This is a genomic window from Streptomyces sp. NPDC028298, assembly GCF_055565895.1.
On record NZ_JBVHTL010000002.1, the window covers coordinates 231105 to 245897 of the forward strand.

Here is a 14793-nt window from a genome sequence, read left to right on the forward strand (position 1 = left end):
ACAGCTCAGGCCCGACGCCTCGCGAGGGGGCGGGAGCGCCCGGATCAGGTCAGCGGTTCCACGACCGGCGGGCCGCCGCGACCGCCGCGAGGACCTGATGGAGCACCTGGCTGTTCGCGGGGACGAGCGAGGGCTCGTACGTCCACGCGTGCCCGACCCACGGATCGGCGAGATGGTCGTCGGGCACCGGCGTGATCCTCAGCAACGACCGCCACAGCGGATCGAGCAGCGGTCCGTACGCCGCCGCGTCCTCCCGGTCGGCCACCATCATCAGATGGACGCCCACGGCCGGACCCTCGTCCGCCAGGTAGCGGAGCTGGGTGACGGCGCGGTCGTCGAAGCCGTGCGGGAAGTCGTTGACGATCAGGAGCTGCTCGGCGGTGTCGAGACCCGGCGGCAGCGAGTCGGCCGCTCCCCCGCGCACCGCCATCTGCACCAGGTCGACGCGCTGGGTGAGACGCTGCAGCACGTCCGCCACGCCCGTGGCACCGGCGGCCGGAGGGGTGGCGAGCACCCCGGACTGGGTGAGGGGAGCCAGGGACGAGGCTCCCGTGCCGGCCGGGTCGATGACGTGCACGGCGAACTCGCCCGGGGGGTACACGGCGAGCAGCCGGGCCGCGTGCGCCACGGCGGTGTCCATGGCGAGGCGGCGCACCTGGTCGGAGTCGGCCAGTGTGCCCTCCAGGGAGCTGCGCCCACTGTCGATCCACAGGCCGCGCTCCAGCGGCAGACGCACCAGCATGGGAATGCTCAGGTTCTCCGTCTCGGGCAGACGGAGGTCGCCGAGCCTCAGCGCCATGGGTATCTCCATGGGGGCGCGGTAGCCGTGCCAGACGGGGTTGTCCCAGCGCGCGTAGGCCATCGGCAGCGCGGGCTCCACGACCTCGGCCTCGGCGGTGAGCTGGGCGAGGTCACGGTCGAGAGCGGCCCTGGCCTGGTCGACGAGCTGCGCGTGCTTGGCGCGGGCGGTCTCACGGGCCGCGTCGCCCTGGCCCCCGATCCGGCTGCGCGGGTCGGAGAGGACCTGGTCGAGCTCCTTCTCCATGCGGGAGTCGGCGAAGTCGACGGCGCTGCGGTAGGCGGCGACGGTCCTGGCCAGGTCCTCGAACATCCCCCATACCTGGTTGTACAGCCGCTCCTCCATGGACCAGCCGGTCGCGTCGCCCGCGACCGGTTGCGCGGGCTGTCCGGGCTGGGCCGGTGGAGCGGTGGGCGGGGGCGGCGGCGGAGCGGAGGTCTGCCGCCGGGGGTGGCTGTAGTCGACCGGGCCACCGGCGCCGGGCGACGGCGACTGGGTGACCTGGGAGGGGTCGGCCGGTGCGGGGCCCTGGTGACCGGTCCCCGGATTCGTGGCTCCCTGCGGTCCGGGCGTGTACGGGCTCTGCTGCGGCGGCACGGCTCCCGAGGTGCCCTGGGTACCGGGCTCGGGGTAGGGCTGGTCCGGTCCCGGCGCCGAGGCGGCGGTCTGTCGGGACCGGTCCGCCTCGGCGGTGCGCGGCGGAGGTGCCGCGACCGACCGCGCCAGGCCCTGGGCCACCGCTTCGTTGATGCTGCCCGCGAGCTGCTGGGCCTCCGGAAGCCCCTGGTCGGTGAGGAGTTCGGCGAGTCCGCCCGCGTAGCCCTGGCCGACGGCGCGCACCTTCCAGGCGCCCTGCCTGCGGTAGAGCTCCAGGGCCACGACGGCGGACTCCGTGTCCAGTCCGGTGACGGTGTAGCTGGCGACCTCGTGACCGTCGAGGCTGGTGACCGCGACGAAGGGGGCGGCGACAGCACCGAACCGGACGGGTCCGCCCACGCCGGTGGGCAGCGCGAGCAGCACGCTGACCCGGTGCACGGCCTGGGGCAGGGCGTCCAGGTCGAAGGCCAGCCGGTGGTCGGCCGCCGCCTGCTTGGACACCTCGAGTCCGGGAAGCGTGGGCGCGCCCGGGTGGGCCACCCACTCGACGCCCCGGACTCTGCCCTGTTCGTCGCTGAGCGTGGCTCCGGCCACGATCGGCTTCCCGGCCGAGACACGGACCTCGAGACGGACCTGAGGGAGCGGGTGGTTCTGCCCCCTGACCAGCTCGGCCGTCATCGTCTTGTCCCCCTATGTCGCTGTGTGCAGTGTGCGCCGGCCGCTCAGAGGTGCGGCAGGATGGCGGGCATCAGGTCCTGGAACGTGCGGCCGTTGGCCGGCGTGCCGAGGGCCGTCATCTGCCAGCCGGTTCCGGAGCGGTGCACCTTCGCCATGATCTGGGCCGTGTACTGGCCGCCGCCCGCCAGCGTGTAGCGGGCCAGTTCCTGGCCGTTGGTCTCGTCGACCAGGCGGCAGAACGCGTTCTGCACTTCCTGGAAGGTCTGGCCCGTGAAGGAGTTCACGGTGAAGATGATCTGGTCGATGTGGACCGGGACGCGCTGCAGGTCGACGAGGATGGCCTCGTCGTCGCCGCCCTGGCCCACGCCGCCGACGAGGTTGTCACCGGTGTGGCGCACCGAGCCGTCGTCGCTGACGAGGTGGCGGAAGAACACCACGTCGACAGGCTGCTTGTCCGCGAAGAGCACGGCGGACGCGTCGAGATCGATCTCCCGGGTGCGCGAGCCGAACAGGCCGCGCCGAGGGGCCGCCTGCCAGCCGAGTCCCATACGGACCGCGGTCAGCGTGCCCCCGTCGTTCTTCTGCAGACTGATGGCCTGACCCTTGGTCATGTTGACCGTCACGCGCTGTTCCCCTCTCGAACTGTCCCCTGTTGCCGCGGAGTCCGCGGATGAACAGAACCCTACGCAGCGGCACTGACAGCGCCGAACCCTGGGGCGGACTTTGTGTCGGTCTTGCAACACACCGCCCGGCGTGCCGGGGGTCGGCGCCCTCAGGGGGACCGTCAGGCGATTCCCGCCTCCTTCATCTGCCGCAGCTCCTTCTTCATCTCGGACACCTCGTCGCGCAGCCGTGCCGCGATCTCGAACTGGAGGTCGGCCGCGGCGGCGCGCATCCGTTCCGTCAGGTCCTCGATCTGCTGCGCGAGTTCGGCCGCGGGACGGTCGGTCGGCACGCTGTCCTTGGCCTTGCCGGACTTGGCGGCTCGGGTCGCCTTGGCGCCCAGCGCGGGCACGGGGGCCTTGGCTCCCTTGCCGTCCTTGGTCTTGCGGTAGCCGGAGCCGAGCAGCTCCTCGGTGTCGACGTCCTCGCGGGCGATCTGGGCGACGATGTCGTTGATCTTCTTGCGGAGGGGCTGCGGGTCGATGCCGCGCTCCTTGTTGTACGCGATCTGCTTCTCCCGGCGGCGGTTGGTCTCCTCGATGGCCTTCTCCATCGCCGGGGTGATCCTGTCCGCGTACATGTGGACCTGGCCGGAGACGTTGCGCGCCGCGCGGCCGATGGTCTGGATCAGGGAGGTGCCCGAGCGCAGGAAGCCCTCCTTGTCGGCGTCGAGGATCGCCACGAGGGAGACCTCGGGAAGGTCGAGGCCCTCGCGCAGGAGGTTGATGCCGACCAGGACGTCGAACTCGCCGGCGCGCAGCTCGCGCAGCAGCTCGACGCGGCGCAGGGTGTCGACGTCGCTGTGCAGATAGCGCACCTGGATGCCCAGTTCCAGGAAGTAGTCCGTGAGGTCCTCGGCCATCTTCTTGGTGAGCGTGGTGACCAGGACGCGCTCGTCCTTCTCGGTGCGCTGCCGGATCTCGTGGACCAGGTCGTCGATCTGGCCTTCGGTGGACTTGACGACCACCTGGGGGTCGATCAGGCCGGTGGGGCGGATGATCTGTTCGACGTAGCCGTCCGAGCGGGAGAGCTCGTAGTTCCCCGGCGTCGCGGAGAGGTAGACCGTCTGACCGATGCGCTGCTGGAACTCCTCCCACTTCAGGGGGCGGTTGTCCAGGGCGGAGGGCAGCCGGAAGCCGTGGTCGACGAGGGTGCGCTTGCGGGAGGCGTCGCCCTCGTACATCGCGCCGATCTGCGGAACGGTGACGTGGGACTCGTCGATGACGAGCAGGAAGTCGTCCGGGAAGTAGTCGATCAGCGTGTTCGGCGCGGAGCCGGGTTCACGGCCGTCGAAGTGCATCGAGTAGTTCTCGACCCCGGAGCAGGAGCCGATCTGGCGGAGCATCTCGATGTCGTACGTCGTCCGCATGCGCAGGCGCTGGGCCTCCAGGAGCTTGCTCTGCTTCTCCAGCTCGGCGAGGCGCTCCCCCAGTTCCTTCTCGATGTCGTTGACGGCGCGTTCCATGCGCTCGGGACCGGCCACGTAGTGGGAGGCGGGGAAGACGTAGACCTGGTTGTCGTCGCTGATGACCTCGCCGGTGAGCGGGTGCAGCGTGGACAGCGCCTCGATCTCGTCGCCGAACATCTCGATGCGGACCGCGAGCTCCTCGTAGACCGGGAAGATCTCGATGGTGTCGCCGCGGACCCGGAAGGTGCCGCGGGCGAAGGCGACGTCGTTGCGGGTGTACTGGATGTCGACGAAGCGGCGCAGCAGGTCGTCGCGGTCGATCTCGTCGCCGACCTTGAGGCTGACCATGCGGTCCACGTACTCCTGCGGAGTACCGAGGCCGTAGATGCAGGACACCGACGCGACCACGACGACGTCCCGGCGGGTCAGCAGCGAGTTGGTCGCGGAGTGGCGCAGGCGCTCCACCTCCTCGTTGATCGAGGAGTCCTTCTCGATGTAGGTGTCCGACTGCGGGACGTAGGCCTCGGGCTGGTAGTAGTCGTAGTACGAGACGAAGTATTCGACCGCGTTGTTCGGCAGCAGCTCGCGGAACTCGTTGGCGAGCTGGGCGGCCAGTGTCTTGTTCGGCGCCATGACGAGCGTGGGGCGCTGGAGCTTCTCGATCATCCACGCGGTGGTGGCGGACTTGCCTGTGCCGGTCGCGCCCAGCAGGACGACGTCCTTCTCACCTGCGCGGATGCGCTTCTCCAGGTCGGCGATGGCCGTGGGCTGGTCACCGCTCGGCTGGAAGTGGCTGACGACCTCGAAGGGCGCCACCGAACGTTCGATCTTGGATACGGGCCGCATGGATCCACCGTACGACCCCGCACTGACAACCGGGCCGGTTCACCTGCTCTGCGGGGTGCGGGAGCGGCGGTAGGCGCGTTCCCGCACGGGGCGGACGGCCGGGCGGCGGCCGTTGCGCAGGGGGACGGTATGGGCCGGGACGCCCGGCCTTCTGATCTCCGCGGGGCGCCGGTCGGGCTTGCCCACGACCATCTGCGGATCGAACATGACGACGACGCCCGCCAGACAGAGGAGGGCCAGGGGGCCGATCATCATGGGGGCGAGCAGGGCGGCAGCCGAGTCCCCGGCGGGGGTGCCGTCGGCCGGGCCGTGCAGGTGGACGCTGAGCGCCGCCATGCCGGTGTAGTGCATGCCGCTGACGGCGAGCCCCATGACGAGGCTCGCGCCGACGCTCCAGAGGAATCCCCGTACCTGCCCGGCGGCCCAGAGGGCGGCGATGGCGGCCACGACGGCGATGACGACCGAGGCGGAGACGGTGAGGGTGTTGTACGTGAGCTTGCCGTTGAGCCGCATCCCGGCCATGCCCAGGTAGTGCATCGAGGCGATGCCCAGCCCGGTGACGGTCCCGCCGGTGAACAACGCCCTCCCGGTGGCTCCCTGGTAGCCGACGATGAAGATCCCGGCGCCGACCATCAGGACGGCGACGCCCAGGCTCGCGAAGGTCGTGGGCCGGTCGTAGTGGACGGGGCTCTCCTCGACGGTGAAGCCCATCATCGCGATGAAGTGCATCGTCCAGATGCCGGAGGCGATCGCGACCGAGCCGAGCGCGAGCCAGCCGGCCCGCCAGGAGCCGCCGACGAGCATGGATCTGGCGGTGCAGCGAAGACCCAGCGCCCCGCCCAGGCAGGCCATGAAATACGCCACCAGCGGTGTGACGAGTCCGTAGGTGAAGCCGTCGACCGTGCCTCGCATGCGCGGCTGCCTTTCCCGCCCTGTTAAGCCTGGAACTGTCCGAAACACCCCCGCGGCCCGGACCGCCGGAGCGGACCTGGTCGAGGCTGAGCGTACGACCCCACCGGAATGGTCGAACGATAATCCTGCAAACAATCACGACCTCTCCCCAGTTGTGCGGTGGCGGCAGGCGGACTTGGACAACTCCATTCAATCCACGGCCATCTCCCTTCCCCCCTCCGTCGACTCTCTGCTGTCAGTCTTGTGCTGTCCGTGATCGTCCGACGCGAGGAGAACGCATGCACGCGCGCGTTGCCGCCGCCACGACCGCCGCGCTTCTTGGGGGAGCCGTTTTGATACTGCCCAGCCCGCACGCCAAGGCCGGCGGCCGGATCACGGCACCGCTGGTCGTCGCCCACCGCGGCGCCTCCGCGTACGCTCCGGAGAACACTCTGGCAGCCGTCGACCGGGCGGCCGAGCTGGGCTTCGACTGGGTCGAGAACGACGTCCAGCGCACCCGAGACGGCCAGTTGGTCGTCCTCCACGACGCCTCGCTGGCCCGCACGACCGACGCCGAGACGGTCTATCCCGGCCGAGGCCCTTGGGACGTCAAGGATTTCACCGCGGCGGAGATCGCCCGTCTGGACGCCGGGAGCTGGTTCGGCCCGCGGTTCGCGGGCGCGAAGGTTCCGACGCTGCGGGAGTACATGGAACGCGTGTCGCGCAATCACCAGAAACTCGTCCTGGAGATCAAGAATCCCGAGCTGTATCCGGGCATCGAGCGGCAAACACTGCGGCTCCTGAACAACCAGGGTTGGCTGGATCCGGTGCATCTGCGGGACAGACTGATCGTCCAGAGCTTCAGCGCGAACAGCGTACGGACCGTGCACCGACTGCGGCCCGGCGTCACGACGGCCTTCCTCGGGACGCCTCCGGTCGCACGGCTGCCCTGGTACGCGCGGTTCGCCGACCAGATCAACTCCGATCACCGGTCCCTGTCGCCCGACTACGTCGCCGCGGTCCACGCGCTCCACGGTCCGCACGGCCCGATGAAGGTCTTCGCCTGGACCGTGGACGACGCGGCGACCGCGCGGAACCTGGCGGACTTCGGCACGGACGGCGTCATCACGAACACGCCCGACGTGATCCGCGCCGCCCTGCCCTAGCCGGCCACCGGGGCGCGGACGGTTCCGGGTCCGCGCCCCGGGCGTTGTCAGTGGCGGGCCGTACGGTGGATCGCATGAACAGCCACGGGCGGTACGAGCAGCAGATCGTGTGGTCCGTCGTCGGCACGGACATCGGTCCGCTGCTCCTCGCCGCGACGCCCCACGGCCTGGTCAACGTCGTCTTTCACGCCTCGGACAGCGTGCGCGACAAAGCGCTCGACCGCCTCGCGTCCCGTCTGGGCGGCGAGCCCGTCGAGGCCTCCGGGTCCCCGCTGCTGGCCGAGGCGATACGCCAGGTCCAGGCGTACTTCGCGGGCGAGCGGCAGGACTTCGACCTGCCGCTCGACTGGTCGCTGATCTCGGGGTTCAACCGCCAGGTGCTGCGCGAGCTGAACTCGGGCGTCCCGTTCGGATCCGTCGTGGCCTACGGCGACCTGGCCGGACGGGTCGGCGCGCCGGGGGCGGCCCAGGCCGTGGGCGTGGCCATGGGCTCGAACCCGCTGCCGGTCGTGGTGCCCTGCCACCGGGTGGTCGAGAGCGACGGCGGCATCGGCGGTTTCGGGGGCGGCCTGGAGACCAAGCGCAAACTGCTGGCCCTCGAAGGCGTCCTCCCGGAGCCGCTGTTCTGATGCCGTGACCGGGCCACCGTCCGTACGTGCGGTGGCGTGACCGGGCCGGGGACCGGCCCGGGGTCCGGTCGGGTGTCCGGTCCGGTGATCCTCAGAGGCTGATGTGGTACGCCTTGCGCAGCGTCTCGTGGACGGTCCACGTGGTGCGGTCGCCCTCGCGCAGGAACGCCGCGTCGCCCGGACCGACCTCGATGACGTCGCCGCCCTCCACCTCGATGGTGGCGCGCCCGCTGACGACGACGAAGAGTTCGTTCGCCTCGGTGTCGGTCACCACGCCGGGCGTGATCTGCCAGATGCCTCGCAACTGCTTGCCGTCGGCGGACTCCCACAGCACCTTGCCCGTCACGACGGGGTCGCCGGAGACGATCTGGGCCGGGTCCAGCGGCTCGGGATCGAGCTCGGCGTCGGGAATGTGGACGGCGAACGACGGCGTGGCCTGGGAGTTCATGGTCATGAGCGGACACCCTAAGGGCTCGTCCTCCACCCGGGGCACCGAGGGTCCCCCTGCCCGGAGATGCCGAAGCCGCTGCGCAAGGGTTTGGCCGGGCGCGCCTCTCGCCAGAGATCAGGGAGGGGAACGTCGACCGACGACAGGAGGCAGGCGCGTGATCGTGACGTCCGAAGAGGTGCGGGAGGCGCTCGACGCGGACCGGCCGGTGGTGGCCCTGGAGTCCACGATCATCGCCCACGGGCTGCCGCGCCCGCGCAATCTGCAGGTCGCCCTCGAACTGGAGGAGGTCGTCCGAGCGGAGGGCGCCGTCCCCGCGACGATCGCCGTGCTCGACGGCCGGCCGCACGTCGGCCTGGACAAGGGGCAGCTCGAACGGGTCGCGAACGAGGACGGCATCCGCAAGCTCGGCCACCGTGACCTGCCGCTCGCGGTGGCCTCGGGAGCCAGCGGGGCGACGACCGTGTCCGCGACCGCGCTGCTGGCGGCCCGCGCGGGGGTGCGGGTGTTCGCGACGGGTGGCCTCGGTGGAGTGCACCGGGAGTGGACCGTCACCCAGGACGAGTCCGCCGACCTGGGCCTGTTGGCCCGCACCCGGATCACGGTGGTGTGCGCCGGCGTCAAATCGATCCTGGACGTACCCGCGACACTGCAGCGCCTGGAGACGCTGGGCGTGGCCGTTGCCGGGTACGGAACGGACCGCTTCCCCGGCTTCTACCTCTCCGACTCGGGGCATCCCGTGGACTGGACCCTCGACTCCCCCGAGCAGGTCGCGGCGGTGATGCGGGCCCAGGACGCGCTGCGCGCCCCGGACTCCTCGCTCGTCGTCGCGAACCCTGTCCCCGAGGAGGAACAGCTCGATCCCGCGCTGCACGCGCGTGTGCTCGCCGAGGCGCTGCAGGCGTGCGAGGCGGAGGGTGTGACCGGACAGGCGGTGACACCGTTCCTGCTCTCCTATCTGGTTCAGCACACGGACGGTGCCTCGCTGGCGGCCAATCTGGCGGCGGTACGGGGCAACGTGCGCCTTGCGGGAAAGATCGCGGCGGCCTGGGCGGGGGCGTGAGCGACGCGGGCAGGCGTGTCGAGGCCGAGGGGGCCGGGGCCGGAGGGCCCGAGGCCGTCGGGCCGAAGGGTCCGGGCGAAGGCGCCCTGCTCGTCGTCGGGGACGTGGTCACGGATGTCGTCGCCCGGCATCGCGGCCCGCTGGCGGCCGGCACCGACACGGTCGCCGCCATCCGGACCGTGCCCGGCGGCGCGGGCGCCAATGTCGCCTGCTGGGCCGTGCACGCGGGCTGCGCCGACGTACGGCTGCTCGGCCGGGTGGGCCTGGACGCCGCGGAGTGGCACGAACGCGAACTCACGGCGAGCGGCGTACGGCCCCTGCTGGTGCGGGATCCGCAGGCGCCGACCGGGACGGTGATCTGCCTGGTGGACAGTGGCGCGTCGGCGGAGCGTACGTTCCTCACGGACAGCGGCGCGTCCCTGCGGTTGGCACCGGAGGACTGGTCACCGGCGCTGCTCGACGGGGTCGGGCGACTGCATCTGTCGGGCTATCTGCTCTTCTCCGGATCGAGCCGGGCGCTGGTGTCGACGGTGCTGGAGTCGGCACGCGCGCGCGGTGTGCCGGTGAGCCTCGATCCGGCGTCGGCCGGATTTCTCACCGAGCTGGGTGTGGACCGCTTTCTCGGCCTGTGCGCGGGCGTCGACATCCTGCTGCCGAGCCGTGACGAGGCGTGTCTGCTGACCGGGCTGCCCGATCCGGCCGACGCGGCCGCCAAACTGAGCCGCCACTTCCCCCTGGTCGTCGCCAAGCTGGGCAGGGAAGGCGCCCTGGTCGCCCGTTCCGGATCCGTCCGGGCCCGGGTCCCGGCGCTGCGGGCGGCGCCGCGGGACACGACGGGCGCCGGTGACGCGTTCACCGGCGCGTTCCTCGCCGCACTGCTCAGGGGCGCCGGTCCCGAAGAGGCCGCCGGGGCGGGGTGCGCGGCCGGGGCCAGGGCCGTGGAACGGATCGGCGGGAGACCGCCCGCGGAGCGTACCGGCGGCTGACTCCCACGGAGAGCATCCGGCCGGGCGAGGAAGGGCCGCGGACCCGCTGAGCCCTCGGCCACGCGACGACGTAGGCAGGGAGCGGCCGATCAGGTACCCCGTCCCTCACGCCCGGTCAGTTCTTGCGCCCCCAGGCCGAGATCATCGGAGCGGTCGCCAGGTCCATGGACCCGGTGGCGACGTTCGCGAGGTGCCGGTCGATCTCCTCGTGGGTGGCCAGGCCGGCGGTGACGAGCTGGTCGCGGATCTGCCGGACCGTGGCGGCCTCCAGCTCGGCGCACGCGGGCGACGTGACGGGAAAGTACGCGTCGGCCTCGACGCCCCGCAGGCCCGCGTCCCTGAGCAGCCGCGGGAGCTTGCGCCCGTAGGCGAGGTCGGCGCCTCGATCGGCGAGCAATTTGCGGAAGCCCTGGCGCAGCCGGTTCGCGAGCTGCTGCTCGGGACCGTACTCCTCGGGGCAGAGCAGCGGCTGGAGGGCGGGATCGGCGTCCTCGACGAGGAGTCTGCCGCCCGGCCGCAGGGACTTGATCATCGACTGCAACGCGCGCTCCCGGTCCGGCACGTGGACCAGGACGAGCCGGGCGTGCACAAGGTCGAAGCCCTCCCCCGGCGGTTCCTCGGCACCCACGTCGTGGACGCGGACCTCGACGGGCGAGCGTGCCACGGACGCCGCCCACGAGGTGTCGATGTCGGTCGCGACGACCTTCCCCGTCGGACCCACCTTCTTGGCGAGCCAGGACACGACGGACGTGCCGCCCGCCCCGACCTCCCAGCAGCGCCAGCCGGACCCGACGCCGAAGCGCTCCATGTGCCGGAACGTCGTGGGGTCGAAGAGAGTGGCGAGGGCCTCGAAACGCCGGCCCGCCTCCGTCTGCTGGTTGTCGAGGAGATACCCGTCGGCTCGCGTCATGGGGAGATCATCCCAGTTGACCCGCCCGTCGCCGATGGTCGACGCTCCCGTCGTCGGCATGGAGGTCGTGGGAGGCGCCGGTCCCGCCACGTCCGGCCGAGTGACCCACACCACGGAACGGAATGCTCCGTTCCCACAGTCTTTTCCGGTGTCCCGCCAGGCCTGGCAGACTGGCCCGCCAGGCGCAAAGTGCGGCCCGAGGAGATCCACGCGAGGAGATCCAGATGTCCATGGCAGGGAATTTGCGGAAGGTGACGGCTCTCGGCGCGGTCGACGGCCTCCGCAGAGTGGCGCGGCTGACACGGCGGAGCCGCCGTGTCGACCTGAGTCACCCCGCCCGGTCGCCGCTGGGCTCCTCGGTGGTGAACTGCGTGGCGTACCGGGACGGCGTGCGGCTCCCCGAGAGCAGCGATCTGGTCGAAACCGTGCGGCGGATCCGCAAGCGCGACGACGGATTCGTCTGGCTGGGGCTGCACGAACCGACCGACGTGGAGTTCGCGGGCATCGCGGAACTCTTCGACCTGCATCCGCTGGCCGTCGAGGACGCGGTCGAGGCGCATCAGCGTCCGAAGCTGGAGTGGTACGGCGACACACTGTTCGCCGTGTTCAAAACGGTCTGCTACGTGGAGCACAAGGAGCTGACGGCCACCAGCGAGGTGGTGAACACGGGCGAGATCATGGTGTTCGTCGGGCCGGACTTCGTCATCACCGTGCGGCACGGACGGCACGGATCCCTGGGCCCGCTGCGCGAGGAACTCGAGTCCGACACGCAGCAGTTGTCCAAGGGGCCGGCCGCGGTCCTGCACGCGATCGCGGACCATGTGGTCGACGAGTTCGTGAGCGTGGCGGACTCGGTCCAGGCGGACATCGACCAGGTGGAGGCCGACGTGTTCGCCGAGAACGGCGCACGCACCGACGCCGGCCGCATCTACCAGCTCAAGCGGGAACTCCTCGAACTGAAGCGGGCGGTGATCCCGCTCGCCCGGCCCGTCCAGGAGCTGGCGACCCGGCCGACGCGCGTGCTCGCGCCGGAGATACAGGCGTACTTCCGTGACGTCTCCGACCATCTCCTACGGGTCACCGAGCAGATAGCCGCCTTCGACGAACTGCTCAACTCGATCCTGCAGGCGCATCTCGCGCAGGTGACGGTGGCGCAGAACGAGGACATGCGGAAGATCACGGCGTGGGCGGCGGTCATCGCCGTCCCCACCATGGTCTGCGGCGTCTACGGGATGAACTTCGACAACATGCCCGAACTGCACTGGAGGTTCGGCTACCCCATCGTCATCGGCGCCATATCCATCGGCTGTCTCGTCCTGTACCGCGGGTTCCGGCGCAACGGCTGGCTCTGACACGACCCTCGCCGGGCGCGTCCGGCGGGTCAGGCCGTCATGCCGCCCGCGCCGCCCCTCGCGTAGACGCTCTCGACCCAGCCGGCGAGTTGTTCGTCGCTGAGGTGCTGGGCGAGGTCGGCTTCGCTGATCATGCCGACCAGCCGTTTGTCCTCGATCACCGGAAGCCGGCGGATCTGGTGCCCCTTCATCTCCTGGAGCACTTCGCCGACATCGGCGTCGGCGTCGATCCAGCGCGGTGTGCCCTGGGCCATCTCGCCCGCGGTGATGTGTGCGGGGTCATGGCCCATGGCCACGCAGCCGACGACGATGTCGCGGTCCGTGAGAATGCCGCAGAGGCGTTCGTCCTGATCGCTGATGGGCAGCGCGCCCACGTTGAGCTCGCGCATGAGCTGGGCGGCGCGGTCCAGGGTCTCGTGGGCGGGGATCCACTGGGCACCCCGGTGCATGATGTCTCCGGCGGTGGTCATGAAGTACCTCCTGATGCCGGACGGCCGGCGCGGCGCGGAACACACCGCTAGTCCCGGCGCCCTTCATTCTTGCCGCGCCCCCTGAGCCACGCACCCGGAGATCCGTGGATCAGGGCCCCCGGTCAGCCGTTCCAGGCCGGATGGCGGGGGTCGTCCGCCCGTACGAGGAGGTCGGCGGCGGTGTCGGGACCCACCTCGCTCTCGTACCGGGAGAAGGCGGGGAGGGTCCAGTGCTCCGCCTCGGGAGTACGGCGACGGAGGGCGCCGGGAGACAGGAGTACGTGAACGCTGAGGTCGAACGGGAACCAGTGCCGCAGGAGGAGGGGGCCGTGAAGCAACAGGATTCCGCCGGGCGGGAGTTGGACGTACGGACTTCGGGTGGCCCGGTCGGTGACGGGATCCAGGAGGTCGGGCAGGACCCTGCCGTCGCCGCCGGGTTCGAGCGGGCCGAAGACCTCGCGCCAGAGGGCGCCCGTGTCGAACCAGCCGTCGTAATAGGCGTCGACGTCCTGGTGGCCGTATTCGAGCCGGAGGGAGGCGGGGCGCAGGAAGCCCTGCGTGCCCACGACCAGCGCGGGACGGCCGCGTACCCGCAGCGCCTCGAAGACGCGCTGCGCGAGTTCGCCGGGGCGGGCGGCCGGTGCTCCGTCGAAGGCGACGCGGGGCCAGGAGCCGCCGTCCTGCGGCTTCAGGTCGAGCAGTCGATCCGCGAGCCGGTCGCCGAGCCGTTCCCAGGTGATCGCTTCGAGTCGCACAGGTCCCATCATGCCGCGCGCGTGAAGGGGCCCGGCCGGTGCCTCGGGCCGCGGGCCGGCGCCGAGGGCGTCGGGCGGCCGGCCCGGAGTTCGCGTGGGGGCGTCGGCCTGCGACGTAGATGTGGCTCCGGTCCGGGGAATGAACCGCGTATGGCACCGATCGCTGATCCCCCGCACCGGAACGGACTTCTCGTCGTCCAGCCGCTCAGGAAGCGGCACTGCGTCGAGTGCCGGAGCGGGCCGCTCCCTCTGGTGATGCTGGAGGAGGGGGCGCCTCGGTGCCTGGACTGCGCGGATCTCGGACACCTGGTGTTCCTGCCGCGCGGAGACACCGCGCTGACGCGCAGATCGCGGGAGGGCAGCTCGCTGTCGGCCGTGGTGGTGCGGTTCAACCGGCGCCAGGGGCGTTACGAGCGGCAGGGCGTCCTGGTCGAGGAGGCGGCGCTCGCCCTGGCCGAGGAGCGGTGCCTGGCGGACGCGGAGGCGCGGCGCCGCCGCCGGGCACGGGACGCGCGGCGCCGGGAGGCGGAGGACGTCCGCTTCACGGAGGCGTTCGCGCGGGCGATATCCCGGCTGTACCCGGCCTGTCCGGCCGACCGGGCACGGGCGATCGCCGCACACGCCTCGGTGCGTGGCAGCGGGCGGGTCGGGCGGAGCTCTGCGGGCCGCGCGCTCTCCGAGGCGGCGGTGACCGCGGCGGTCCGCGCGTCGGTACGGCACACCGAGACTCCGTACGACCAACTGCTGATGAACGGCGTCTCGCGGTACGAGGCACGCCGCCGGATCGCGGCCACGGTGGACGCGAGGCTCCGGGAATGGCGCGAGGACATCACCGCGCAGGCCTGAGCGGAGGGGGCCGGAGAAAGCTGAGGGGGCGGCGGTCGCACGAGGTCGCGTGTGGGCGGGGGCAAGGGATACGAGGGGCGGACGGCGCGAGCGTGAAGCGTCGACGCCGGGATGTGACGCCAGGGGTGTGAGGGTCGGACGGCGGATGGTGTCAGGGGTGTGGGGGGGGGTGGCGGCTGATGCTGTCAGGGGCGTGAGGGGTGGACGGCGGGGCGGGCGGAGACGGTCGCGCATGAGGGCGCGCCGCTCGGCCATGGCCGCCGGCGCCGTGGGGGATTTGGCTTGA

General features: G+C 71.3%; 14 protein-coding genes. 6 read left to right on the forward strand and 8 right to left on the reverse strand.

Translation table 11 applies throughout. The annotated features are described in order from the left end of the window. Positions 1 to 49: 49 nt before the first annotated feature. From ACZ4TO_RS09595 to ACZ4TO_RS09610, 4 genes are all read right to left on the reverse strand, one after another. The gene (locus tag ACZ4TO_RS09595) at positions 50 to 2074 is read right to left on the reverse strand and encodes a TerD family protein (RefSeq protein WP_468023902.1); all 2025 of its coding nucleotides are present in this window, start codon (positions 2072 to 2074) and stop codon (positions 50 to 52) included. A gap of 44 nt (positions 2075 to 2118) precedes the next feature. After that, positions 2119 to 2697 (reverse strand): TerD family protein, encoded by a 579-nt coding sequence (locus ACZ4TO_RS09600; protein ID WP_328453674.1) that lies wholly within the window; start codon positions 2695 to 2697, stop codon positions 2119 to 2121. Between the two features lie 161 nt (positions 2698 to 2858). After that, positions 2859 to 4991, reverse strand: a complete 2133-nt coding sequence (gene uvrB, locus ACZ4TO_RS09605; RefSeq protein ID WP_382795813.1) for an excinuclease ABC subunit UvrB — start codon at positions 4989 to 4991, stop codon at positions 2859 to 2861. Between the two features lie 39 nt (positions 4992 to 5030). Then, entirely contained in the window at positions 5031 to 5903 is an 873-nt protein-coding gene (locus ACZ4TO_RS09610) for an MHYT domain-containing protein (RefSeq protein WP_382795810.1), read from the reverse strand. 278 nt (positions 5904 to 6181) lie between these two features. On the opposite strand from ACZ4TO_RS09610, the gene ACZ4TO_RS09615 reads away from it, so the two are divergent. Next, positions 6182 to 7048 carry a glycerophosphodiester phosphodiesterase gene (locus ACZ4TO_RS09615; RefSeq protein ID WP_385044262.1) on the forward strand — a complete coding sequence of 289 codons (867 nt, stop codon included), beginning with the start codon at positions 6182 to 6184 and terminating at the stop codon, positions 7046 to 7048. Between the two features lie 74 nt (positions 7049 to 7122). Beyond that, positions 7123 to 7677, forward strand: coding sequence for a methylated-DNA--[protein]-cysteine S-methyltransferase (locus ACZ4TO_RS09620; RefSeq protein ID WP_468023903.1), 555 nt, complete (start codon positions 7123 to 7125; stop codon positions 7675 to 7677). Between the two features lie 91 nt (positions 7678 to 7768). Here the strand turns inward: ACZ4TO_RS09620 and ACZ4TO_RS09625 are convergent, their stop codons facing one another. Then, complete coding sequence (locus ACZ4TO_RS09625) at positions 7769 to 8131, reverse strand: cupin domain-containing protein (RefSeq protein ID WP_382795802.1); 363 nt, start codon at positions 8129 to 8131, stop codon at positions 7769 to 7771. A gap of 151 nt (positions 8132 to 8282) precedes the next feature. On the opposite strand from ACZ4TO_RS09625, the gene ACZ4TO_RS09630 reads away from it, so the two are divergent. Continuing rightward, positions 8283 to 9188: a pseudouridine-5'-phosphate glycosidase gene (locus ACZ4TO_RS09630; RefSeq protein ID WP_382795800.1), complete on the forward strand. Its 906-nt coding sequence runs from the start codon at positions 8283 to 8285 to the stop codon at positions 9186 to 9188. 86 nt (positions 9189 to 9274) lie between these two features. Next, positions 9275 to 10174, forward strand: a complete 900-nt coding sequence (locus ACZ4TO_RS09635) for a carbohydrate kinase family protein (protein ID WP_468024355.1) — start codon at positions 9275 to 9277, stop codon at positions 10172 to 10174. Between the two features lie 115 nt (positions 10175 to 10289). Here ACZ4TO_RS09635 and ACZ4TO_RS09640 read toward each other — a convergent pair whose 3' ends face one another. After that, entirely contained in the window at positions 10290 to 11084 is a 795-nt protein-coding gene (locus ACZ4TO_RS09640) for a methyltransferase domain-containing protein (RefSeq protein WP_382795797.1), read from the reverse strand. Between the two features lie 224 nt (positions 11085 to 11308). Here ACZ4TO_RS09640 and ACZ4TO_RS09645 point away from each other — a divergent pair, with 224 nt between their 5' ends. Further along, a complete protein-coding gene (locus tag ACZ4TO_RS09645; RefSeq protein WP_382795794.1) occupies positions 11309 to 12436 on the forward strand; it encodes a magnesium and cobalt transport protein CorA in 1128 nt (375 codons plus the stop codon). 29 nt (positions 12437 to 12465) lie between these two features. On the opposite strand, the gene ACZ4TO_RS09650 is transcribed toward ACZ4TO_RS09645, so the two are convergent. Then, entirely contained in the window at positions 12466 to 12906 is a 441-nt protein-coding gene (locus ACZ4TO_RS09650) for a CBS domain-containing protein (RefSeq protein WP_382795791.1), read from the reverse strand. Between the two features lie 122 nt (positions 12907 to 13028). Next, complete coding sequence (locus tag ACZ4TO_RS09655; RefSeq protein ID WP_382795995.1) at positions 13029 to 13670, reverse strand: nucleoside/nucleotide kinase family protein; 642 nt, start codon at positions 13668 to 13670, stop codon at positions 13029 to 13031. 141 nt (positions 13671 to 13811) lie between these two features. Here ACZ4TO_RS09655 and ACZ4TO_RS09660 point away from each other — a divergent pair, with 141 nt between their 5' ends. Continuing rightward, a complete protein-coding gene (locus ACZ4TO_RS09660; RefSeq protein ID WP_468023904.1) occupies positions 13812 to 14507 on the forward strand; it encodes a DUF2293 domain-containing protein in 696 nt (231 codons plus the stop codon). Positions 14508 to 14793 lie beyond the last annotated feature (286 nt).